Source organism: Mangrovimonas yunxiaonensis (assembly GCF_000733475.1).
Taxonomy (GTDB): Bacteria; Bacteroidota; Bacteroidia; order Flavobacteriales; family Flavobacteriaceae; genus Mangrovimonas; species Mangrovimonas yunxiaonensis.
Genome location: NZ_JPFK01000003.1, coordinates 1 through 22,628, shown reverse-complemented (window position 1 = coordinate 22,628; position 22,628 = coordinate 1). Strand labels below are relative to the sequence as shown.

The 22,628-nt window shown below is 40.2% G+C and carries 18 protein-coding genes and 1 tRNA gene; 17 read left to right on the top strand and 2 right to left on the bottom strand.

The features are described 5' to 3' along the window. The first annotated feature begins 31 nt into the window (after window positions 1-31). The 15 genes from IA57_RS02280 (at window position 32) to era (ending at window position 16,961) form a co-directional block, all read left to right on the top strand. A complete protein-coding gene (locus IA57_RS02280) occupies window positions 32-862 on the top strand; it encodes a leucine-rich repeat domain-containing protein (RefSeq protein ID WP_036118809.1) in 831 nt (276 codons plus the stop codon). A 198-nt stretch (window positions 863-1,060) separates the two neighbouring features. Next, the gene (locus IA57_RS02275; RefSeq protein ID WP_036118807.1) at window positions 1,061-1,459 is read left to right on the top strand and encodes a hypothetical protein; all 399 of its coding nucleotides are present in this window, start codon (window positions 1,061-1,063) and stop codon (window positions 1,457-1,459) included. A 270-nt stretch (window positions 1,460-1,729) separates the two neighbouring features. After that, a tRNA-Met gene (locus tag IA57_RS02270) sits at window positions 1,730-1,802 on the top strand. Between the two features lie 186 nt (window positions 1,803-1,988). After that, window positions 1,989-2,429, top strand: a complete 441-nt coding sequence (locus tag IA57_RS02265) for a hypothetical protein (RefSeq protein WP_036118805.1) — start codon at window positions 1,989-1,991, stop codon at window positions 2,427-2,429. Between the two features lie 153 nt (window positions 2,430-2,582). Further along, window positions 2,583-3,347 carry a hypothetical protein gene (locus tag IA57_RS02260; RefSeq protein ID WP_051880953.1) on the top strand — a complete coding sequence of 255 codons (765 nt, stop codon included), beginning with the start codon at window positions 2,583-2,585 and terminating at the stop codon, window positions 3,345-3,347. Between the two features lie 212 nt (window positions 3,348-3,559). Continuing rightward, on the top strand, window positions 3,560-4,501 hold the full coding sequence (locus IA57_RS02255) for a DUF4421 family protein (RefSeq protein WP_229730276.1): 942 nt from the start codon (window positions 3,560-3,562) through the stop codon (window positions 4,499-4,501). An 88-nt stretch (window positions 4,502-4,589) separates the two neighbouring features. Beyond that, window positions 4,590-5,003 (top strand): HYC_CC_PP family protein, encoded by a 414-nt coding sequence (locus IA57_RS02250; protein WP_036118800.1) that lies wholly within the window; start codon window positions 4,590-4,592, stop codon window positions 5,001-5,003. A gap of 134 nt (window positions 5,004-5,137) precedes the next feature. Beyond that, on the top strand, window positions 5,138-8,941 hold the full coding sequence (locus tag IA57_RS02245) for an efflux RND transporter permease subunit (RefSeq protein ID WP_036118798.1): 3,804 nt from the start codon (window positions 5,138-5,140) through the stop codon (window positions 8,939-8,941). 5 nt (window positions 8,942-8,946) lie between these two features. Further along, window positions 8,947-10,167 carry a TolC family protein gene (locus IA57_RS02240; RefSeq protein ID WP_373283074.1) on the top strand — a complete coding sequence of 407 codons (1,221 nt, stop codon included), beginning with the start codon at window positions 8,947-8,949 and terminating at the stop codon, window positions 10,165-10,167. Window positions 10,168-10,169: 2 nt separating this feature from the next. Then, entirely contained in the window at window positions 10,170-10,727 is a 558-nt protein-coding gene (locus IA57_RS02235) for a helix-turn-helix domain-containing protein (protein WP_036118794.1), read from the top strand. 75 nt (window positions 10,728-10,802) lie between these two features. Continuing rightward, entirely contained in the window at window positions 10,803-13,298 is a 2,496-nt protein-coding gene (locus tag IA57_RS02230; RefSeq protein WP_036118792.1) for a heavy metal translocating P-type ATPase, read from the top strand. A gap of 4 nt (window positions 13,299-13,302) precedes the next feature. Then, complete coding sequence (locus IA57_RS02225; RefSeq protein WP_036118790.1) at window positions 13,303-14,997, top strand: efflux RND transporter periplasmic adaptor subunit; 1,695 nt, start codon at window positions 13,303-13,305, stop codon at window positions 14,995-14,997. A gap of 28 nt (window positions 14,998-15,025) precedes the next feature. Next, window positions 15,026-15,478, top strand: coding sequence for a heavy-metal-associated domain-containing protein (locus IA57_RS02220; protein WP_036118788.1), 453 nt, complete (start codon window positions 15,026-15,028; stop codon window positions 15,476-15,478). Window positions 15,479-15,593: 115 nt separating this feature from the next. After that, the gene (locus IA57_RS02215; RefSeq protein ID WP_036118786.1) at window positions 15,594-16,049 is read left to right on the top strand and encodes an RNA methyltransferase; all 456 of its coding nucleotides are present in this window, start codon (window positions 15,594-15,596) and stop codon (window positions 16,047-16,049) included. A 27-nt stretch (window positions 16,050-16,076) separates the two neighbouring features. After that, window positions 16,077-16,961: a GTPase Era gene (era, locus tag IA57_RS02210; RefSeq protein ID WP_036118784.1), complete on the top strand. Its 885-nt coding sequence runs from the start codon at window positions 16,077-16,079 to the stop codon at window positions 16,959-16,961. A gap of 8 nt (window positions 16,962-16,969) precedes the next feature. Here the strand turns inward: era and IA57_RS02205 are convergent, their stop codons facing one another. After that, entirely contained in the window at window positions 16,970-17,701 is a 732-nt protein-coding gene (locus IA57_RS02205; RefSeq protein ID WP_036118783.1) for an SIMPL domain-containing protein, read from the bottom strand. Window positions 17,702-17,754: 53 nt separating this feature from the next. Next, window positions 17,755-18,252, bottom strand: coding sequence for a hypothetical protein (locus tag IA57_RS02200; RefSeq protein WP_036118782.1), 498 nt, complete (start codon window positions 18,250-18,252; stop codon window positions 17,755-17,757). 84 nt (window positions 18,253-18,336) lie between these two features. Between IA57_RS02200 and der the strand changes: the two genes are divergently transcribed. Together der and IA57_RS02190 are read left to right on the top strand one after the other, a co-directional pair. After that, window positions 18,337-19,641 (top strand): ribosome biogenesis GTPase Der, encoded by a 1,305-nt coding sequence (gene der / locus IA57_RS02195; RefSeq protein WP_036118780.1) that lies wholly within the window; start codon window positions 18,337-18,339, stop codon window positions 19,639-19,641. A gap of 99 nt (window positions 19,642-19,740) precedes the next feature. Continuing rightward, window positions 19,741-22,560 carry an outer membrane beta-barrel protein gene (locus IA57_RS02190; protein ID WP_036118778.1) on the top strand — a complete coding sequence of 940 codons (2,820 nt, stop codon included), beginning with the start codon at window positions 19,741-19,743 and terminating at the stop codon, window positions 22,558-22,560. The last annotated feature ends 68 nt before the right edge of the window (window positions 22,561-22,628 follow it).

Below are 22,628 nucleotides of genomic sequence, written 5' to 3'. Positions count from 1 at the left end.
TGGTCATGTTTAACCAATTAACCTACTAGAAATGAAGCCTTCAAAACTAATCTACTTGTTTCTGTTAGTGCCTTTTTTATCTTTTTCTAGTGTGCCCAATGCAGAAAAAGCAGCTTTAGAGCAGCTGTACAAAACAACCAAGGGCGAGCAGTGGACCAACACATGGGATTTAAACACACCGGTAAGTACATGGTATGGTGTTGTTGTAGAAAACAACCATGTTGTGGGGCTAAACCTTCATATGAATAATCTAGAAGGCACTCTGCCTAATGCCATTAAAGACCTTATCTATTTAAGAGAATTAAACTTAGGATTTAATAAGTTATCTGGAAACTTGCCTAAAGCACTAGGCCAGCTAAAAGCACTTAAAACTTTAGCGCTTTTTATGAATAGGTTAGATGGTGAAATTCCAGAAACCCTAGGAAACCTAAAGCAGTTAGAAGTTTTAAAACTTTACAGCAATGCCTTAGAAGGAACCATTCCAGAAAGCTTAATGACACTTACAAATTTAAAAGAACTCTCTTTAGGCAGCAACCATTTAACAGGAACCATTCCGCAAACTATAGGGCATTTAACCCAATTGGAAAAATTGGTTTTGTTAGATAATAATATTGAAGGTGAGATACCGGTAGAGATTGGTCGTTTAAAAGGCTTAAAGGAATTGGTAATCTCCAGCAACCAGCTAACAGGAACACTTCCTTTTGAAGTTGCCCGATTAAGACATTTAGATGTTATGATGATTAGCGACAATAATTTAGACCAAGAATATGTTACTGTAACCGGACACGAAACAACCCCTCCAGGATTAATGATTATTCCAGAGGATGACGGTGTTTTGGCTACAGATTATTTCGACGATTAAGAAAAAGCACATACCATTATTTATTAGAGAGGATATTCCAGAGCGGGTATCCTCTTTTTTTTTTCGAAATGGTATGGCAGTAAGAACAATAAGCCCGCCCATAGAAAACACTCGTGTAGTTCATCGAAAAAAATTGCATTTTACCAATAATAAGGCTATTTTTAAACATGTTACATAGCGACAAAACCCCAGATAGCCATGAAAAAAAATACGCTTGTTTTTTTATTGTTTTCACTAGCATTATTAACGTTCGTAACCACATCTGCACAGGAAAAAGACCCCCTGCCGGTTTTTCATCAGACAACACATGGTAATGATTATGCTAGCCCATGGCATTCAAGTCCTAAAGTGCAGCATGCCCCTATTACCAACCATTTAGAGGCCCTACAGTTGTACGACCATACGTTTTATGGTGATATGCCTACGGCCTTTAAAAACTTATCAAAACTGAAAATGTTTTTAAAGGGGAGCAATTTTATAACAGGAGAAATTCCAACCGAAATTTGCAAGCTTATGCATTTAGACGCGTGGCGTTTAACAGACCGAAGAGGAGGGTACATGGATATTCCTTTGGTCATGACCCATGTATCGGTTTAAATAACATTGAAGAAATTGACTCACGAATGGATGGTTGCTTTTATTGCTACGCAAAACTATCTGTAGTGACATGTGTTGGCTGGGCAGACGTTTTAATGTTTTTAAAAAGCAACCCTTTCAACCAGCCTAATAACAGTTTAATAAAAAAATTACCCTGCCTAATTTTGTGTTTAATTAAGGAGCGATTGCGATCGCTCTTTTTTTATAACATAGTTTTTTAGAAATTTTCTTGTGAAACCAAAAAAACATGGTATATTTGCAGTCCAATATCGCGGGATAGAGCAGTAGGTAGCTCGTCGGGCTCATAACCCGAAGGTCACTGGTTCGAGTCCAGTTCCCGCTACAACAAGCCAAATACGAAAGTGTTTGGCTTTTTTTGTAAATAAGATTTCAGGCAATTTATAATTTAAAATTGAAGCCAACGTAGTCGTTATTAAAGCATATTGCTTATGTTTGAGGGCGATTTATAAAGTGCTATAAAACCACACGAAAAATTCGTTTGGGAATAAGATTAACCTAAAGTATTAACATGAAAAAATATTTAATTATATCTTTACTATCATTATTTTTTGTATTCGTTTCTTGCAATAATGACGACGATACCCCACCAACTTGTGGTTGTGATTCTAAAACTATTAATGATGTTTCTGTAGCGGAAGTTGATAATCTAGTAGCTACTATTGGATATAGGCATAATGAAGAATTTTATAGCGCTTATGATGTTGAATATAACAACCATTTTATGATAGTTGTCAGAACTTCTGAACCGTCAAACCTTATATGGATTATAGTTGTATGTAATGAAGATTTTTTAAATAATGAATTTGATTACCTTAAAGAGGAAACTTATGAAGGTGAACGTCCTCAAATTGCCTTTTCTGGGAAGCTAAAAAAAATATGCTACATTCCTCCAAGCAATGCAAGTTATAGTTTCGATTTAGTTAAATTAACTTCTATTGAAGCATTATAATTTATAACACAATTAGTTGTTAATGCTTATTAAGGTAAAGCACATTGCTTGTATTTAGGGACTATTTTGTAAAGTAATATAAGCCCACACGAAAGGATTCGTAAGGTAGCAGAGGTAGGTAAGAACGAAATAATAATTTAAACTCAAAATAGCATGAAAATCTTAACTTTTAATTTACCTAGACAAAACTATATCTTGCCAAGAAGCATTGTTATCTTACTTGCCATTTTTATAATATCCAAACCTGTTAATGCCCAAAATGATGGTGTTGCTATTGCAGCAGCTGTAGGAGGGATGGCTGCCATTGGTGCGGCTATTGCATCAATAGAACAAATGGAAGAGCAGGCAGAACTTAATGCTACCCAATGGATACTTTATAATAATCCTGAATTGACAAGTTTTTCATTAAAGACATTGTCTTTCAATGGCAAAAAAGTAAAGGATATGTCTCGTGCTACAGTTATTATATACAAAATTCAGGAGTTTGTGCCAGAAATGACCCCAGTGCTCAATGGTAAAAAACAAGTGCTGTTTGGGTTTACTAGTCCTGGGTGGATAAGTGATTACGGAATTGATTTTGATAGAGTAAATTGGTTTTTAATTGATGAAAGTGAATGGATGAGTATGATGACAGCTTACACTAAAGTAGCATCAAACGAAAAAGACGATGCGCAATTACAAGCTATTTTAAAACAAGGTAAAATTGTTAATCGAGGAGTAAAGGCCGAAGGTAAAGTAGCTGTCCCGTTCTTTAAATTGTCTGGAGATATGTATGTAGTAACAGATTATTCTCCAAGGCTTAAACTACTTTATAATGAGCGGTCGTTAGGCATTTATTTAAAGGAAACCATGGATTTAGTACAAATAGGCCGTGGTGATATTATAGATATCCATGATTTCTTTTTTAAAGAAGATTAAAAGATTTTCTACTAAAACAGCTATAAAAATCACTTAACTCTCGCACGAATTTTCCACACAATCCTTTCGTGTGACAATAACGTTAAACACCTTGTATTTTGTGTTAATTAGTGTAATTTTAGCCTTTCGCAAGACTCGCATAATAAATCCCGAAAAAATAAGTTGTTTAAGATTACATGATTAGTAGATGTTTATTTCTTGCTGTTTTTTGTTTGGCCTCATTCTCAGTGCGCGCGCAAACAGAAAAAAAGGCCCCCTTAAGTTTTTTTGAAATAGTAGATTCCCTTTTTATCGATCACGACCTCAGAAATTATTCAGCACGTGTATTTTCTAATTATAAGGTCAAGCGGTTTCGATTGGTAAACGACCACTTTAAAATGCAGTATGTCCCTAAAAACCGTTACGGTTTAGGGGTTGGTATTGCCAACAGTAAAATTTTAATCGATGTTGCTTTTAATATAAAAAGCGGGCAGCAGGAGGTTACCAAGCGGTTCGACGCCCAAGGCAGTTTGGTGCTTAAAAACCAGCATTATTTTAATGGCTACTTGCAGCTTTACAAAGGTTTTAATACCAAAAACAATTATGGCGATCCTAGTTTGTTTCGACGCGATATAAAATCTAAAACCATAGGGTTTAATTACCTTTACACATTTTCAGAAATCGAATTTTCGTATTCCTTGCTAAAGGCCGGCTTGTCTAAAACAAATAAGAATGTGTACATTACTGGCGGGATAGGTACTTTTGCGGTTTTTGATTATTTCTCGGCAGACGGCTCTGTCTTGCCCGAAAATGGGTTGCTCTATTTTAACGAGAAAGCCAACATTAAACGCTATAATGGGCGTGCAGTTGGTCTTTTAACGGGCCTTTTATCGGCATTTATCTTACCTAAAAACTTAATAGCAACCTGCAACATCATGCCCGGAATTGCAGTAATCAACGAAAATGTAATCTTGCAGGAAGGAAATTATAGGCCTTCAAAACCCATGCTGTACAAGCTGGATGTCTCATTGGCTCTAAGCTACAATGTGGAACGCTACTACATTAACCTAATGTACGATACCGGTATCTATTCAACCCAATTGGGGGGCGATAATAAGTACCTGTTTAATTTGTCTATGGCCAAATTGGCTTTTGGGTATAAGCTTAAAATTTAGTTAAGCATTACTACAAAGGTTGTAACGCAGGCTAAACTTTTGTTAATAAAACCAATGTTTTTTTAAATTTTGTATCTTTGTTTTTGGTATGAAACAAATATCTCATAAAATAATGTCAATGGTAATGGCTTTTGTAGTGCTGTGCTCTACATTGTCATTTACAGTAAACATGCATTATTGTGGCGATATGCTGATAGAAACAGCGGTGTTTCAAAAAGCCAAAGGTTGTGGCATGGACATGAAAACACCTTTGGCGAATGATTGCGAAATCACCAAAAAAAACTGCTGCGACGATAAGCAGTTGGTGGTCGATGGTCAAGACGAATTGCAGCTGTCTATAGATAAAATTTCCTTTCAACAGCAAGTATTCATAACGTCGTTTGTTTATACGTATCTAAATCTTCTAGAGCATGTAGACAATAAGGCATCTACTTACAAACAGTACAAACCTCCACACGTCGTCAAGCCCATTTTTAAGCTTGATGAGACATATTTAATTTGATTTTAGTAATGGGCGGTAATACAACAGGTGTTGTGTTGCGGCTTTTTGTGTTTTGAAGTTATGTGTTATAACCTCAAAACGCATTGGTACACATTAGGTTCAATACTTTGTACTCACTACTAAAACACTTAGCAATGCTAAACAAAAGCATCAAATTTTTAATAGAAAACAAACTTGTAGCAGTTTTGCTGCTGCTGTTTTTTATCGGTTGGGGAACCGTAAACGCCCCTTTTAATTGGGATACCGGATTTTTGCCTAGCAACCCTGTGGCGGTCGATGCCATTCCCGACATTGGCGAGAACCAACAAATTGTATTTACCAAGTGGAACGGCCGGTCTCCCCAAGATATCGAAGATCAGATCACCTATCCGTTAACCACCACGCTTTTAGGAATTCCTGGGGTGAAAACCATACGCAGCTCTTCTATGTTTGGCTTCTCTAGTATCTACATCATTTTTGAGGAGGATGTGGAGTTTTACTGGAGCCGCAGTCGCATTCTCGAAAAACTCAACGCCTTGCCAAGTGGTCTGTTGCCCGATGGTGTTAACCCCGCTTTAGGCCCCGATGCAACAGGACTAGGCCAAATATATTGGTACACCTTAGAAGGGCGCGACGAAAAAGGCCAGGTAACAGGTGGTTGGGACCTTCACGAACTAAGGAGTATTCAGGATTTTTATGTGAAATATGCCTTGTCGGCAGCAAGCGGGGTATCCGAAGTGGCGTCTATTGGGGGGTATGTTCAGGAATACCAAATCGATGTTAACCCAGAACTAATGCGCCAATATAATATTGGGCTAAACCAAGTGGTTAAAGCTGTAAAAGAGAGCAATAGGGATGTTGGTGCCCAAACCTTAGAAATCAACCAAGCCGAATATTTGGTGCGCGGTTTGGGGTATGTAAAATCCATAGCCGACATCGAGAATGCTTTAGTGGCTTCAGAAACGTTTACGGCAATCAAAATCTCAGACATCGCCAAGGTATCGCTAGGGCCTGCCGCACGTAGGGGGATTTTAGACAAAGAAGGCGCCGAAGTTGTTGGCGGGGTGGTTGTAGCGCGCTATGGGGCAAACCCCATGGAGGTTATTAACAACGTTAAGGATAAAATTAACGAGCTGAGTGCAGGATTGCCCTCAAAAGTATTGGCCGATGGAAGAACCTCACAACTTACCATAGTGCCTTTTTACGATAGAACCGAGCTTATTCAAGAAACCTTAGGCACCCTAAACGAGGCGTTAACCTTAGAGATATTAATCACCATTTTGGTTATTATTGTTATGGTGTTTAATTTAAGGGCATCGGTACTAATTTCTGGCTTGTTACCAGTAGCAGTGTTAATGGTATTTATTGCCATGAAACTCTTTGGGGTAGATGCCAATATTGTAGCCCTTTCGGGAATTGCCATTGCAATAGGAACCATGGTCGATGTGGGGGTTATTCTCTCAGAAAATATCATCAGGCATTTGGATGATAATAATCAGATCATCCCGAGAGAACAAGGAGCAAGTGATGAGGCATCTCAAAGAAAGATGCCGAGCAAAACTCAGTATGGCAAGTTACCAATCAATCAGGTTGTTTACAACGCTACGGCAGAAGTGTCTGGGGCTATTGTTACCGCGGTAATGACAACCATTATCAGTTTTATCCCTGTATTTACCATGATTGGGGCCGAAGGAAAACTGTTCCGCCCATTGGCGTTTACCAAAACCTTCGCTTTAACGGCTTCAATTATTGTGGCCTTGTTTTTAATCCCACCTTTTGCCGCCTTTTTATTCGGAAAAAAATCCGTTAAAACGCCTATAAAATATGTGTTACATGTGGGGTTAATGGCACTGGGTGTGGTTGCGCTTTTCTATGGTAATGGGTTAGGCATTATAATGATGGCTTTTGCAGGGGTTGCCCTCTTAAGTTTGTATTTTCAAAAGGATGCGTTTCGTGTTTCACTCCCGTTTTTCAGGGGTGCCATTTCTGTAAATACAATAAATATTATTATTTCGGCAGCGGCCATTGTGTTTTTATTGGCCGAATATTGGCGCCCATTAGGAGTAGACAAAAGCCTTTTTTGGAACTTGGTTTTTGTTGGAGTCATCTGTTTTGGCCTATTAGGCGTTTTTTCCTTGTTCATTAGGTTTTACACCCGTATTTTAAATTGGTGTTTAAACAATAAATTACTGTTCCTATCTGTGCCGACAGCCATTGTAGTTGCAGGGTTTTTTATTATGAAACATACGGGCAAGGAGTTTATGCCCTCGTTAAACGAAGGTTCCTTTTTGCTCATGCCAACGTCTATGCCACACTCGGGCATTGAAGAGAACAAGCGGGTGCTAAAGCAATTGGATATGGCCGTTGCCAACATTCCGGAAATTGAAACCGTGGTAGGAAAAGCGGGCCGTACCGAATCGGCTCTAGATCCGGCACCGTTGTCCATGTACGAGAATGTTATTCAGTACAAACCCGAGTATATGCTTAATGCACATGGCGAGCGGCAACGCTACAAAGTAAATGATAATGGAGAGTATGTCTTAAAAAACGGGCAGGCATTGCGGGCCAATCAGTACCAAGCGTGGCAAGCCATCAATGCAAAAGAACAGCTTATTCCAGATGATGACGGCGAATTTTATCGCAATTGGCGCCCGGAGATCAAATCGCCCGACGATATTTGGAACGAAATCGTAAAGGTAACCAAATTACCAGGCGTCACTTCTGCCCCTAAGCTTCAACCCATAGAAACCCGATTGGTCATGCTGCAAACAGGAATGCGTGCGCCAATGGGTATTAAGGTTAAAGGGCAGGATTTAAAACAGATTGAAGCTTTTGGAATGCAGTTGGAAGACCTGCTAAAACAAGCCGAAGGTGTAAAGACCGAAGCTGTTTTTGCCGATCGTATTGTAGGAAAACCCTATTTGTTAATCGACATCGATAGGAATAAAGTGGCTCGTTATGGCATTACCATAGAAGCCGTGCAAAACGTGCTTCAAGTGGCCGTTGGCGGTATGGAATTAACCCAAACGGTAGAAGGGCGGGAACGCTATGGTATACGGGTGCGCTACCCAAGGGAATTGCGTGCCAATCCAACCGATTTGCAAAAAATTTATGTGCCTGTAGAAAATGGCAGCCCAGTACCATTAAGCGAATTGGCCACCATTAGGTATGAGCAAGGACCGCAAGTTATAAAAAGTGAAGACACCTTTTTAGTGGGCTATGTGCTGTTCGATAAAATGGAAGGTTATGCCGAAGTGAGCGTTATCGAAAATGCACAAGCACTAATTCATGAACACATAGCCTCTGGGGCATTAGTGGTTCCTAAGGGAGTAAGTTATCAGTTTACAGGAAGCTATGAAAACCAGTTGCGCGCAGAAAAAACCTTGTCGGTGGTAGTGCCCTTAGCCTTACTGATTATTTTCTTAATCCTCTATTTCCAGTTTCGTTCGGTAAGCACTTCGTTAATGGTGTTTACGGGCATTGCTGTTGCTTTTGCCGGCGGGTTTTTAATGATTTGGCTATATGGACAAGAATGGTTTTTAAATGTGGGCTTTTTTGGGGAAAATCTTAGGGACTTGTTTCAAATACATCCCATTAATTTAAGTGTTGCTGTCTGGGTAGGGTTTATTGCCCTTTTTGGAATTGCAACCGATGATGGCGTTGTTATGGCGACCTACTTAACCCAGACGTTTAATAAAAACATACCTCAAACGGAACAAGACATTAGAGCTTCTGTGGTCGAAGCCGGTGAAAAACGCATCCGTCCGTGTTTAATGACTACGGCAACGACCATCTTGGCGCTGTTGCCCATATTAACATCTACCGGACGAGGGAGCGACATCATGATCCCAATGGCCATACCAAGTTTTGGCGGCATGCTTATCGCGCTCATAACGTTATTTGTGGTGCCGGTACTGTATAGCTGGAAAGCAGAATTAAAAGTGAAAAAAATAAAATAAAACAGATGAAAACCTATATAAAAACAGGCTGGTTTTTGGCATCTTTCTTTTTTGCGATTCAAGGGCATGCGCAAGAGTTGGAAGGGTACATTCAAGAGGCCTTGAGCAACAACCCCGAGATTCAAAAGGTCGATGTTCAATATAAAATTGCTTCAGAGAAAGTAAACGAAGTTAATACGTTGCCCAATACCGAATTCAATTTTAGTGTTATGGCAGTATCTCCAGAAATGGAAATGCCCATGGAACGTTATCGGGTTTCTGTCATGCAAATGTTACCTTGGTTTGGTACCATAACGGCGCGGGAAAATTATGTAACTTCAATGGCCGATGCGCAATACGTCGAGGTTGCCCTAGCAAAGCGCAAACTTGTACTTGCTGTTGCCCAACGGTATTACCAGCTTTATAACATTAGGGCGAAACAGCAGGTGCTGGATAAAAACATGAGCCTTTTACAGTCTTATGAAACGCTTGCACTTACGGCTGTAGAAGTTGGAAAGGCATCGGCGGTAGATGTGTTGCGGTTGCAGGTAAGGCAGAACGAATTGCAGGAAAAAAAAGCGGTTTTAATGCAGCAGGATAAAGGCATACAAGCAGCACTAAACAGTTTGTTGAATAGGGATTATGATAGCGAGGTGACTGTGGTACCCGTTATGGAAATGCCTAAAACAGATGCGGTTGTCCATTACGATTCGTTGGCTTTAAACCCAGAGCTTCTTAGGTATGATAAACTGTATCGGTCTATCGAGCAAGCCGAAGCATTAAACCAAAAAGAAAGTGGCCCCATGCTAGGGGTTGGGGTTGGCTACATTAACCAAGAAGACAGCCCAATGATTACCAGTTCGTATAAAGATATGGTCATGCCCATGCTATCGGTTTCTATCCCTATTTTTAATAAAAAATATAAGTCGCAAACCAAACAGAACCAGTGGCGTAAACAAGAGCTTCAGTTTCAAAAAGAAGCCCGCCTAAACGGGTTAAGGGCCGATTTGTCAAAAGCAGTTTCGCAACGCAACCAAGCGCGCATTACATATTATGCGCAGGCCGATAATTTAAAGCAAACCCAAGATGCAGAGCGTATACTTGTTAAAACCTACGAAACAGGAACGATTGATTTTAACGACGTTCTGGATATTCAAGAGCTGCAATTGAAGTTTCAAATCAATCAAATTGAAGCGGTAAAAGCCTATTATGAGCAAAGTGCAATCATCAATTATTTAATTCAATAAACATGGAACGTACATTATTGATTAAAAATATGGTTTGCGATCGGTGTAAAACAACTGTTCTAGAGTTGTTAAAAACCGAAGGCTTTAAGGTGCAATCGGTAGCTTTGGGAGAGGTGGTTGTAAAAGACGCTTCAAAGAAAGACGATATCAGGCTAAAAACGGCTTTGCAAGCAATAGGTTTTGAATTGATACAGGAAGAAGCCGATGTGTTGGTAGAAAAAATGAAACTGGCGTTAATTAAACAGATGGATAAAGGAGATGCCGATTTTATCCTTTCAAAAATCGCCGAAGATTTAGGAAAGCATTATTCTTTTCTCAGCAAAACATTTAGCCAGTTAGAAGGAATAACTTTAGAGAAGTACTTAATTAATTTAAAAATAGAAAAGGTAAAAGAATACATTCAGTTAAAGCAATTAAATTTTTCAGAAATAGCATACAGCCTTAATTATAAGAGCAGCAGTCATTTGGCAAAACAGTTTAAAAGTATAACCGGAATGTCGATGACAGCCTATAAAAAGTTGCAAGAAAGCGACAGAAAAGGACTGGATAAAATTGTATAAAAATTAACCAGAATTAGAAAAACGACACCTGGCGTTTTGCAGTAGTTTAGAGGGTTAATTTAAAAAGAAAACATCATGAAACACACCTATCACATACACGGAATGACCTGTAACGGATGCCGCAGCCACGTTGAAGAAACGCTGTCTAAGGTTGCAGGCGTTTTAAAGGCAACGGTCGATTTAAAAAAGGCCGAAGCGACCATTGAAATGGATAAACATTTACCCATTGAAGTTTTTCAGGACGCACTGAAAAATGATGGCGGGCGGTATAGCATTCACAAGTTAGAAGCGCGCCACCAGATAAAGGAAGAGAAAAAAGAAAAACCAAAAGGCATGGGAACAGGCACATTTTATTGCCCCATGCACTGCGAAGGCGATAAAACCTATAACAAACCAGGCGATTGCCCCGTTTGCGGAATGGATTTGGTAGAAGAGCAAAAAATAGGCTCAGGTACAGGGCAAGAGTGGACCTGTCCCATGCATCCGGAGGTTGTAAAGGACGAGGCGGGTTCTTGTCCGATTTGCGGGATGGATTTGGTGCCCAAAGCAAACCTTTCGGCAGAAGAAAAAACCTATAAAAAGCTGCTAAAAAAATTCTGGTTGGCCATGGCATTTACGTTGCCCATTTTTATAATTGCCATGAGCGAAATGCTTAACAACAACCCTTTGTATGCTGTTTTAGAGCAAAAATATTGGAACTGGATACAATTTGCGTTGTCCATTCCCGTAGTATTCTATGCCACTTGGATGTTTTTCGAGCGGGCCTACAAAAGCATTAAAACAGGCAACCTTAACATGTTTACTCTTATCGGTATAGGGGCAGGTGTGGCTTGGTTGTTTAGCGTGGTTGGTATGTTGTTTCCCAACGTGTTTCCGGCACAGTTTAAAACCGAATCGGGGGCTGTACATGTGTATTTCGAAGCGGCAACGGTTATTTTAACCTTAGTATTACTAGGCCAACTGTTAGAGGCGCGTGCGCATAGTAAAACCAATTCGGCAGTAAAGGAGTTGTTAAAATTAGCGCCCAGTAAAGCTGTAAAAGTGGTTGATGGCGAAGATGTAGAGGTTAGCATAGACAGTATTGTGTTACACGACATTCTAAAAGTAAAGCCTGGCGATAAAATTCCCGTAGATGGTGTTATCACCCAAGGCACCGCTAGTATAGACGAGTCGATGATTACGGGCGAGCCCATTCCAGTAGACAAATCAATAGGCGATAAGGTTAGTAGTGGGACCATTAATGGCAACCAAGCATTCTTAATGAAAGCCGAAAAGATAGGCAGCGATACCTTGCTGTCCCAAATTATCCATATGGTGAATGAAGCCAGCAGAAGTCGGGCGCCCATTCAAAAACTAGCCGATAAAATATCGGCGTACTTTGTACCCATTGTAGTTGGGGTTTCCATATTAACTTTTGGTGTTTGGGCTATTTGGGGGCCAGAACCAGCGTACGTGTATGCTCTGGTAAATGCCATTGCTGTATTAATTATTGCCTGCCCCTGTGCTTTAGGCTTGGCAACCCCTATGTCTGTTATGGTTGGGGTTGGAAAAGGTGCCCAGAATGGTATTTTGATAAAAAATGCCGAAGCTCTGGAGCGCATGGATAAAGTAACAACTTTAATTGTAGATAAAACGGGTACTCTTACCGAGGGCAAGCCAACGGTGGAAAAAGTTGGAGCATTCAATAGCCATTTTAACGATAAGGAGGTGTTGGAATATATGGTGTCGTTAAACGCAAATAGCGAGCACCCTTTGGCCGAAGCTGTTGTTCGTTATGGTAAAGAGCAGCAGGTAAAAGGGCAAAACGCTCAAGGTTTTAAGGCGGTGACAGGAAAGGGTGTCGCAGCAGTTATAAACACCAAGCCAGTAGCTTTGGGCAATACGGAAATGATGGCGCATGCCAAGGCCAAAATAACACCCGAAATGCAAACCGAAGCCAAGAAATATCAGCAACAAGGCAAGACCGTTTCCTTTTTATCAGTAGATGAAATTGTTGTGGGGTATGTGGCAATAGGTGATAAAATTAAAGCAACGAGCAAAAAAGCCATTAAAGCACTTCAGGATCAAGGTGTAGGAGTAATCATGCTTACGGGCGACAATCACGATACAGCTCAAGCCGTAGCATCCGAACTAAATCTGGCAGATTTCAAGGCTGGCATGCTTCCCGAAGATAAGCTAAAAGAAGTGGAAAGACTACAAGCCAAAAACGAAGTAGTAGCCATGGCTGGCGATGGTATTAACGATGCCCCAGCACTAGCCAAAAGTGATGTGGGAATTGCCATGGGAACCGGTACCGATGTTGCTATAGAGAGCGCCATGATAACTCTGGTAAAAGGCGATTTGCACGGTATTGTAAAGGCTAAGAGACTAAGTGGCGCTGTGATGAAAAACATTAAACAAAACCTATTTTTTGCACTTGTTTACAACGCTTTGGGCGTGCCGGTAGCGGCAGGAGTGCTATTTCCTTTCTTCGGGATTTTATTGTCTCCAATGATAGCGGCCTTGGCCATGAGCTTTAGCTCGGTTTCGGTTATAACCAATGCTTTACGATTAAAAAACATAAAATTATAGTAACATGAAAAAATACATCGTTTACATAGCCATTTTAATTGTCGGATTATTTTTAGGGTGGTTGCTTTTTGGTGGGGCTTCAAACAACACAAAAACGCACGACCACGAGGCATCGGCAACCAAACAAATGTGGACCTGTTCTATGCACCCACAAATCATGCAGCCAGAACCAGGCGATTGCCCCATTTGCGGCATGGATTTAATTCCAGCAGAAGCCGGGGCAGAAGGGGTGTCGGCAGAGCAGTTTAAACTAACCAAAAATGCCATGGCCTTAGCCAACATCCAAACAACAGAAGTTGGAGCAGGACATGTTGGGCAGAACGGCATTAAATTATCAGGGAAGATTGTAGCAAACGAACAAGCCAATACCGTTCAAGCCAGTTACTTTTCGGGACGCATAGAGCGTTTGCATGTCAATTTTACGGGCGAAGACATTCGTAAAGGGCAGCTGTTAGCGACCATTTATTCGCCAGAGTTGTATGCTGCGCAACAGGAACTGCTTACGGCAGCCGGGTTAAAAGAATCGCAACCCGCATTGTACCAAGCTGTACGTAACAAACTTAAGCTTTGGAAGCTTTCAGAAAATCAAATCAATCAAATAGAAGAGACGGGTAATGTAAAAGAGCATGTTCCGGTATATGCTACGGTTTCGGGAACGGTAACCGAAAAGCTGGTGGCCCAAGGTGATTATATAAAACAAGGACAGCCTTTGTTAAAGATTGCTAACCTTAATACGGTTTGGGCTAATTTTGATGTTTATGAAAATCAGATAAATGCATTTAAAACGGGACAAAACATCTCGGTAAGTACAGCCGCATACCCTAATAAGGTATTTAAGGGCAAAGTCGATTTTATAGATCCCATTTTAAACACCCAAACCCGAACTGTAGTTTTGCGCGTGGTACTAAACAACCAAGACCAAATATTTAAACCGGGGATGTTTGTTTCGGCACGCTTAGAAGGGGTAGCGAATAAGGATCAAGAGGCCATAACTGTGCCAACATCGGCGGTTTTATGGACAGGAGAACGCTCTGTGGTTTATGTAAAATCTAGTTTAGATCAACCTGTTTTCGAGATGCGTGAGGTTGTTTTAGGCCATCAAATAGGCGACGGATACCAAGTGCTTAAGGGGTTGAATGTTGGCGACCAAGTGGTAACCAATGGCACCTTTACTGTAGATGCTGCTGCGCAGTTGCAAGGTAAAAAATCGATGATGAACCACACCAAGCAAATAGCTGTTAATTTTGAAGTTCCTCAGGAATTTAAAACACAATTACAGCAAGTGTATAATAGTTATATTAGCCTGAAAGACGCCTTGGTAAAAACCGATATGGCATTGGCGACTACTAGTGCTAAATCTCTAAAAAAAGATTTGGGGCGAATGGATATGAAGCTGCTGACCAACGAAGCTGCTCATGAACAGTGGATGGCGCTGTATAAACCAATAAACACAAACAACAATGCCATAGCACAAGCGGCGAACATAGAAGCCCAACGCAAACATTTTAAAACATTATCAGATTATTTTATTACGGCCGTGCAATCGTTTGGAATTAACGAAACAGCCTATAAACAATATTGTCCAATGGCAAATAGCGATAAAGGCGCCTATTGGCTAAGTAAGGAAAAAGAGGTGTTAAATCCGTATTTTGGCGATCAGATGCTAAAGTGCGGCGAAGTCAAACAAGTTATAGAATAAGTAAACAATAACCATTAAATTTTTAAACATGAAAAAAGTAATTTTAAGCCTAGCTGTTATTGCGGCTATGGGATTAACAAGCTGCAAAAATGAAGCAAAACAAGCCGGAGAAACGGCAACAGCCGAAACGGAAGCAACACAAAGCGACATAGCTATGGCAAGTGCTGCTTTTGGTGTAAGAGGAAACTGCGGCATGTGCAAACGAACCATAGAGAAAGCAGCCAATGGTGTAGACGGTGTGGCAAGCGCCAACTGGGATGTAGCCAAAAAGAAAATCGATGTTTCTTTTGATGATACAAAAACCGATGTGGCGGCCATTCATAATGCTATTGCGGCCTCTGGGTACGATACAGAGCAAGTAGCGGGCAATTTAGATGCCTATGAAAATTTACCTGAATGCTGCAAGTACGACCACGCTATGGAAATGAACCAATCTGGTACTAAAGCGTCTGAAGACCCACACCACGGGCACAACCATTAATAAAACAAACTGGAGCCCTGTTGAGGGCTCTTTTTTTTTGGTGTTAAATTAAAAGCGGCATCTAACCCAGAAGTTATTTTGCCATAGCTTACAGACTTTCTTATTTTTGCGTTCTATGGATAACTTTACAAACGAGTTTTTCGGTATTGGAATACAAAATGGTAAAACGCCAGAAAACTTGGGCGTTCTGTGGCGATCGGCACAAAATTTAGGCGCCAGTTTTATTTTTACCATTGGCAACCGTTACGCCAAGCAAGCTTGCGATACCCATAATGCGGTAAAGGCCATGCCGTATTTTCACTACGAGACTTTCGAGGAATTTTACAACAACCTGCCCAAGGGCGCGCGGTTGGTAGGAGTAGAGCTAACAAACGAAGCTGAAGCTTTGGAAACCTTTCACCACCCTAGGCGTTGTGTGTACTTATTGGGCGCCGAGGACCACGGACTGTCCAAGCAAGCCATTGAAAAGAGCCATTTTTTGGTGAAATTTAAGTCGCAATTAAGCCTAAATGTGTCTGTTGCAGGAAGTATTGTGATGTATGATAGGGGAATAAACAAACCAAGGTCGTAACTTTGCAGTAATTTTAAACGTTGAACGATGGCGCATAAAGCAGGCTTTGTAAATATTATAGGCAACCCAAATGTGGGGAAATCTACATTAATGAATGCCTTTGTGGGGGAAAAACTATCTATTATTACCTCTAAGGCCCAAACGACGAGACATCGTATTTTAGGGATTGTGAATGGCGAAGATTTTCAAGTCATTTTAAGCGATACCCCAGGCATTATAAAACCAGCTTACGAGTTGCAAGAGTCGATGATGGACTTTGTAAAATCGGCCTTCGAAGATGCCGATGTGTTGGTGTATATGGTAGAGGTTGGGGAGAAGTCCTTAAAGGATGAAAGGTTTTTTAATAAAATTACCCATTCAGAGATTCCGGTATTGTTGCTGTTGAATAAAATAGATACCTCTAACCAGGAGCAGTTGGAAGCCCAGGTAGAGCTCTGGAAAGACCAAGTGCCCAATGCCGAGATTTATCCCATTTCGGCCCTCGAAGGGTTTAATGTAGAAAATGTGTTTAACCGCCTTGTTGAATTGCTACCAGAATCGCCGGCATTTTATCCCAAAGACCAACTAACCGATAAGCCAGAACGTTTTTTTGTAAACGAAACCATACGTGAAAAAATCCTTCTTCACTATAAAAAAGAAATCCCCTATGCCGTAGAGGTAGAAACCGAAGAGTTTTTTGAAGATGAGGACATCATCAGGATACGTTCGGTAATTATGGTTGAAAGAGACACCCAAAAAGGCATTATTATAGGCCATAAGGGCACAGCCATAAAGCGTGTTGGTACCGAGGCTAGAAAAGATTTAGAGGCCTTTTTTGGTAAGCAAATACATATTGAGCTTTACGTAAAGGTGAACAAAAACTGGCGCAGCAACCAAAATCAGCTAAGGCGTTTTGGGTACAACCAAAAGTAGGCGTAGTTTTAATTTACTTCGTAATCTAATTTCATGGTAATAGAGGCTGTTTTCTCTTTAGATGAGGTATTGTAAGTGCCGCCCCAAGAGTATTCTTCGTTAGAATTTTGTCCGGTAATTTGAAACACCCCCATTTTTGCAGAAAGCAATTTGCCTAGCTTGCCACCAGAATTTATCGAAATTTTCTCGGCACGTTCTTTGGCATCGGCGGTTGCCCGTGAGATCATTTCAATCTTTAGGTCAGAAAGCTTGGTGTAGTAGTACCTTGGTGGTTGCGAGTAAAACTGTATGCCTTTGTTTAGTAATTCTGTAATTTCACGAGAAATAGCCTCAACTTTTTCTACGTCTTTACTGTCTATTTGTAAGGCTTGGGTAAGCACGTAGCCTAAAAACTCTTCGCCCATGTATTTCCCGTCATTACTGTATTTTCCGCGGGTGTTTTTACGGCTTTTTACAGCATCGAAAACCAATTCGTCTTGGGTAATGCCTTTTGAAAACAAATAATCTGAAATGATTTTTTTATCCTCTTCCAGGTCGCTATACGCCTGTTGTAGGTCATAACTTTCTTTAGAAAACGAGCCTTCCCAGACAATCAAATCCGAGCTAAAATCGGCTTTTCCCAGTCCTGTCACCGAAATGGTGCCATCTGCTTTATTTCTGTTCATAAACGCGTCGCCCAATAAAAATGCCGAAACAACAATCGCTATAGAGAATATAATGGCCGTAATACTATTTTTCATAAGTAAGGTTTTGTAAGTAAAGGTAACGTTCTTTAAGATTAAAAATTATTTTATTAAGACAAGTTTAAGGTTTTCTCCATAAAATGATACAAACGGTACATGTCTGGTTTTCCTCTTTGTCTGCCCATACGTCCTATAAAATAAAGTAAAAACCAAAGCACAACCATTAAAAACATAACTAAAAGTTGCATGGCAAAACCTTGGTTAAGGTTCCAGTTGGTATAGGCCCAAATGCCAAAGCCCATAAACAGGCAAGCTACAATAAAGTGCAAGAACATAAACATGGTCCAAACGGTAGGGTTGGGGCCAAAAAGGCCATGCAGCATACTTTTTGAAGCAGTTATAGCATTAACTTCCAAATGTAGTTGTGGAGTCCAAAAATGCTGCTCGCTTTTAGGGAGTTTAATAAAAATATGATCGTCTATCCTAGTTACTATAAAGGCCTTTTGTGTGGTTTTTAATTCCTCAAAGGTTTCTAATACAACGGTGTTGGGCTTAGGCAGCGTTTTTTTAAACCTGGGCCTTAAAACAAGATCGTTTATGTTGGACATGTTGTGGGTTGAATTTTTTAAGTGTGTAAAATAGTATTTTTTCTTAGAACAGGAAACCGTACCTTTGCCAACAATATAAAGTTTATGAGTAGCATAGTTGCCATAGTAGGAAGGCCAAATGTAGGGAAGTCTACATTCTTTAACAGATTAATTCAACGTCGCGAAGCTATTGTCGATGCGGTAAGTGGTGTAACCAGAGACCGCCATTATGGCAAAAGCGATTGGAATGGAAAAGAGTTTTCGTTAATCGATACAGGAGGATATGTTGTTGGAAGCGACGATGTTTTTGAAGCAGAAATAGACAAGCAGGTAGAGTTGGCCATAGATGAAGCCGATGCCATTATTTTTATGGTTGATGTAGAAGCTGGCGTTACAGGCATGGATGAAGACGTTGCTAAGTTGCTTAGAAAGGTTGAAAAACCTGTTTTTCTTGCTATAAACAAGGTTGACAATGCCAAACGTGCCGAAGATGCGGTCGAGTTTTATGCATTAGGCCTAGGCGAGTATTACACCATAGCCAGTATAAACGGAAGCGGTACCGGCGATTTGTTAGATGCTTTGGTAGCAGCTTTGCCAGAAAAAGAAGCGGTACAAGAAACAGAGCTACCCAGATTTGCTGTTGTAGGACGACCTAATGCTGGAAAATCGTCGTTTATCAATGCTCTTATAGGCGAAGACCGTTATATTGTTACCGACATAGCAGGCACAACAAGAGACTCTATAGATACCAAATACAACCGTTTTGGGTTTGAATTTAATTTGGTCGATACGGCAGGAATTCGTCGTAAAGCAAAAGTTAAAGAAGACCTAGAGTTTTACTCGGTAATGCGAAGTGTTAGAGCGATAGAGCATAGCGATGTATGTTTACTGGTACTAGACGCCTCACGCGGGTTTGATAGTCAAGTACAGAATATTTTTTGGCTGGCAGAACGCAACCGTAAAGGCATTGTAATTTTAGTAAACAAATGGGATTTGGTAGAAAAAGACAATTCGACCATGAAAGCCTTCGAAAAACAAATTCGTAAGGAAATCGAGCCTTTTACCGATGTGCCAATTATTTTCATGTCGGCTTTAACCAAACAACGGATATACAAAGCGATAGAAACGGCAGTTGAGGTTTACAAAAACCGCAGCAAGAAAATAAAAACCCGAACACTTAACGATGTGTTGTTGCCTATTATTCAGCGTTACCCACCGCCGGCCTACAAAGGGAAATACGTAAAAATTAAGTTTATTACCCAGCTGCCAACACCGCAGCCGCAGTTTGCGTTTTTCTGTAATTTGCCACAATATGTTAAAGAGCCCTATAAGCGTTTTCTGGAAAATAAACTTCGCGAGAATTTCGATTTTCACGGGGTTCCCGTAACCGTTTATATGCGTAAGAAATAGCCTTTTTTAAACATTTGTTAAGAAAAGTCATACGAAAAAGGTCATATATTCGTTACTTAATCTAACTAAGCTAAACGAAATACATCCAACCAAAACCGTATGAGCAGATTATTAGTTGCCGTGGCCTTGCTTTGCGTGTCCATGTCTTTTTCCCAATCTAGGCAGTTCGAAATTTCAGGAACCTTACTCACCGAAGAAGGCCGTACGCCACTAGAATCGGCAACCGTATACTTGCAGAAAGCAAAAGACAGTACTTTAATTACCTACACCATCTCTGATAAGAATGGTAATTTTCTGCTGAAAAATAAAACGAACGAAAAATGGGCCAACATGTTTGTGTCGTATGTTGGCTATAACACCTACTTTAAAAAAGTTGATTTAAGCAAGGGCAAAATCCATTTTAAAGAGCTTTTAATGCAGGTAAATTCCAATGCTTTAAGCGAAGTTGTTTTAACCTCATCGGCTCCTGTAACCATTAAAAAGGATACACTGGAGTTTAATGTAAAGTCCTTTAAAACCAAAAAAGATGCAACGGTAGAAGATTTGCTGAAACAACTTCCCGGCGTAGCGGTAGATGACGAGGGGCAGATTACGGTAAATGGTAAGTCTGTAAACAAAATATTGGTCAATGGTAAACCGTTTTTTGGTGATGATCCTACCATAACCACCAAAAACCTAACCAAGGACATTATCGATAAAGTTCAAGTGGTTGATACAAAAACAAAATCGGAAGCCTTTACAGGAGAAACCACCGATGGCGAAAATAAAACCATTAACTTAACAATAAGCGAGGAGAAGAACAAAGGTGTTTTTGGGCGTGCTGCCGCCGGTATAGGTACAGACCAGCGTTACGAAGCCGCCGGAATGTTTAATTACTTTAATAACGACAGGCGAATAAGTGTTTTGGCGGGCGGGAATAACATTAATTCGCCGGGGTTTAGTTTTGGCGAAATACGTAAAATGTTTGGTGGCGCAAGAAGCATGTCTAGGTCTAGTAACGGCACATTTACCATAGATGGAAGAACATTTGGTGGTGGGCAAGGCATTACCACATCAAGAAGCATAGGAGCCAATTATGCCGATGTGTTTGGTAAAAAAGAAAATATCGATATTTCTGCCGATTATTTTCATTCAGGAAGCAGCTCTGAAAACGAAACCGCCTCGCAGCGCGAAAATATTTTACCAGACTCAAGGTACTTTACCAATAGCAGTTCAGCGTCTAAAAGCGATAGTAATAGCCATAATGTAAACATGGGGTTTGATGTGGAAATAGACTCGACATTTCTCATTAATGTGGCACCATCTTTTAGATTTTCAGATGGAAAAACCACCTACAACAGTCGTGAGAATTCCAAAAGTCAGGCCGGGCAATTAACCAATGAATCACATACCGATTCTTACGTAGAAAATCAGGCAAGAAGCTTTAGTAACCGCTTAAGTATTACAAAGCGTTTTGGGGATAAAGGTGGGTATGTAAGGTTTAATTTAAACAATGAAATAAGCACCCGGGCGGGCGATGATTACTTAAATTCTGAAACCCATATTTATGGTGAGGATGTGGCCAATCCTAATAATCCCGATTATGTTTTAATAGATCAGGAAACAAGAGACCAGTATACCAATTCTGATTATGAGATGAACAGGATAAGCTCTGGTGTGACCTATAGATTCCCCATTATTGCAAAAACCTTGTTTTTAAACGTTAATTACAATTATAGCCGCAGTAAAACCAACGATGTTAAAACAACCCTAAACAGAAATAATGCAGGTTTTGGGTATACCGATTTTAATGAAGCCTTAAGCACGGATTTTGAGTATTTAGATGAAGAGAGCACCCCGGGAATGTCTGTTAACTACAATAAAGACAAGTTTTACTCTAGTGTGGGGGTGAGTTATTTGTTTAGAACCATGGCAAATACCGACTTTTTAAGACCACAATTTTCCATTAAGCGCAAGTTTGAGAACATGCAGTTAAGCTCGTATTTAAACTATAGGTTTGGTGAAAATTCATCGATATATTTTAATTACCGTTTGCGTAACGAGGCGCCTCAGTTGTCACAATTACAGGCCTTTCAAAATGTATCTAACCCTTTAAATACCGTTGTTGGTAATCCCAATTTAGCCCCTTCAAACAACCACCAAATTTATCTTGGGTTTAACGCTTACAATTTTCAGGAGAGAACAGGCTTTTACAGTTATTTTGGTGCGCAAATTACCGATAACCAAGTGATCTCTAAAACAACCATTAACGAGGATTTGGTTCGCGAAACCACCTACACTAATGTTAATGGTAACTACCATGTTTATGGCGGATTTGATTATGATAAACGCATAAAACTGGATTCTTTAAGAGCCGTAAAAGTGGGGGTAGGCATTTATGGTAATTTGGATAGACATATAAATTATAATAACGAGGTACAATACGCTGGAAAGGTAAGATCGCTATCGCCAGAATTAGATGTTACTTTCGAGTGGAAGGACATTTTTGAAATAAGACCAAGGTACAGTCTTAATTTCACAAAAAACACCTACGACATCGAAGCTTTTGACGATCGTGAGTTTTTATCTCATGAACTTAGACTGCGAACAGCGGTTTTCTTACCTAAAAATTTCGAGTGGCGAAACGACATAAATTATGTTTACAATCCTAATGTAGCCGCAGGTTTCCAGAAGAGTGCTTGGTTCTGGAATGCCACTTTAGCGTATGCTTTTTTAAACGATAAAATGTCGGCCACATTAAAAGTGTACGATCTATTAAACCAAAATACAAATGCTAAAAGAACTGCAACACAAAATTATATTCAAGACAGCCAAAGCACTGTGTTAAAGCAGTACTTTATGTTAAGTTTAAGCTGGAAATTTAACAGCCTTGGTAAAAAAGGTGAAACCGGTAAAGGTGGGATATTTATTATGGATTAATGTTACCAACTGCCGCCAGCGCCTCCTCCAGAAAATCCGCCACCGCCAAAGCCACCGCCAAAACCACC

Coding starts and splice junctions, on each gene's coding strand:
- IA57_RS02265 (WP_036118805.1), top strand. CDS start 1,989: ATGAAAAAATATTTAATTATATCTTTACTATCATTATTTTTTGTATTC.
- IA57_RS02235 (WP_036118794.1), top strand. CDS start 10,170: ATGGAACGTACATTATTGATTAAAAATATGGTTTGCGATCGGTGTAAA.
- IA57_RS02225 (WP_036118790.1), top strand. CDS start 13,303: ATGAAAAAATACATCGTTTACATAGCCATTTTAATTGTCGGATTATTT.
- IA57_RS02260 (WP_051880953.1), top strand. CDS start 2,583: ATGAAAATCTTAACTTTTAATTTACCTAGACAAAACTATATCTTGCCA.
- era (WP_036118784.1), top strand. CDS start 16,077: ATGGCGCATAAAGCAGGCTTTGTAAATATTATAGGCAACCCAAATGTG.
- IA57_RS02245 (WP_036118798.1), top strand. CDS start 5,138: ATGCTAAACAAAAGCATCAAATTTTTAATAGAAAACAAACTTGTAGCA.
- der (WP_036118780.1), top strand. CDS start 18,337: ATGAGTAGCATAGTTGCCATAGTAGGAAGGCCAAATGTAGGGAAGTCT.
- IA57_RS02250 (WP_036118800.1), top strand. CDS start 4,590: ATGAAACAAATATCTCATAAAATAATGTCAATGGTAATGGCTTTTGTA.
- IA57_RS02215 (WP_036118786.1), top strand. CDS start 15,594: ATGGATAACTTTACAAACGAGTTTTTCGGTATTGGAATACAAAATGGT.
- IA57_RS02220 (WP_036118788.1), top strand. CDS start 15,026: ATGAAAAAAGTAATTTTAAGCCTAGCTGTTATTGCGGCTATGGGATTA.
- IA57_RS02275 (WP_036118807.1), top strand. CDS start 1,061: ATGAAAAAAAATACGCTTGTTTTTTTATTGTTTTCACTAGCATTATTA.
- IA57_RS02230 (WP_036118792.1), top strand. CDS start 10,803: ATGAAACACACCTATCACATACACGGAATGACCTGTAACGGATGCCGC.
- IA57_RS02190 (WP_036118778.1), top strand. CDS start 19,741: ATGAGCAGATTATTAGTTGCCGTGGCCTTGCTTTGCGTGTCCATGTCT.
- IA57_RS02280 (WP_036118809.1), top strand. CDS start 32: ATGAAGCCTTCAAAACTAATCTACTTGTTTCTGTTAGTGCCTTTTTTA.
- IA57_RS02200 (WP_036118782.1), bottom strand. CDS start 18,252: ATGTCCAACATAAACGATCTTGTTTTAAGGCCCAGGTTTAAAAAAACG.
- IA57_RS02205 (WP_036118783.1), bottom strand. CDS start 17,701: ATGAAAAATAGTATTACGGCCATTATATTCTCTATAGCGATTGTTGTT.
- IA57_RS02240 (WP_373283074.1), top strand. CDS start 8,947: ATGAAAACCTATATAAAAACAGGCTGGTTTTTGGCATCTTTCTTTTTT.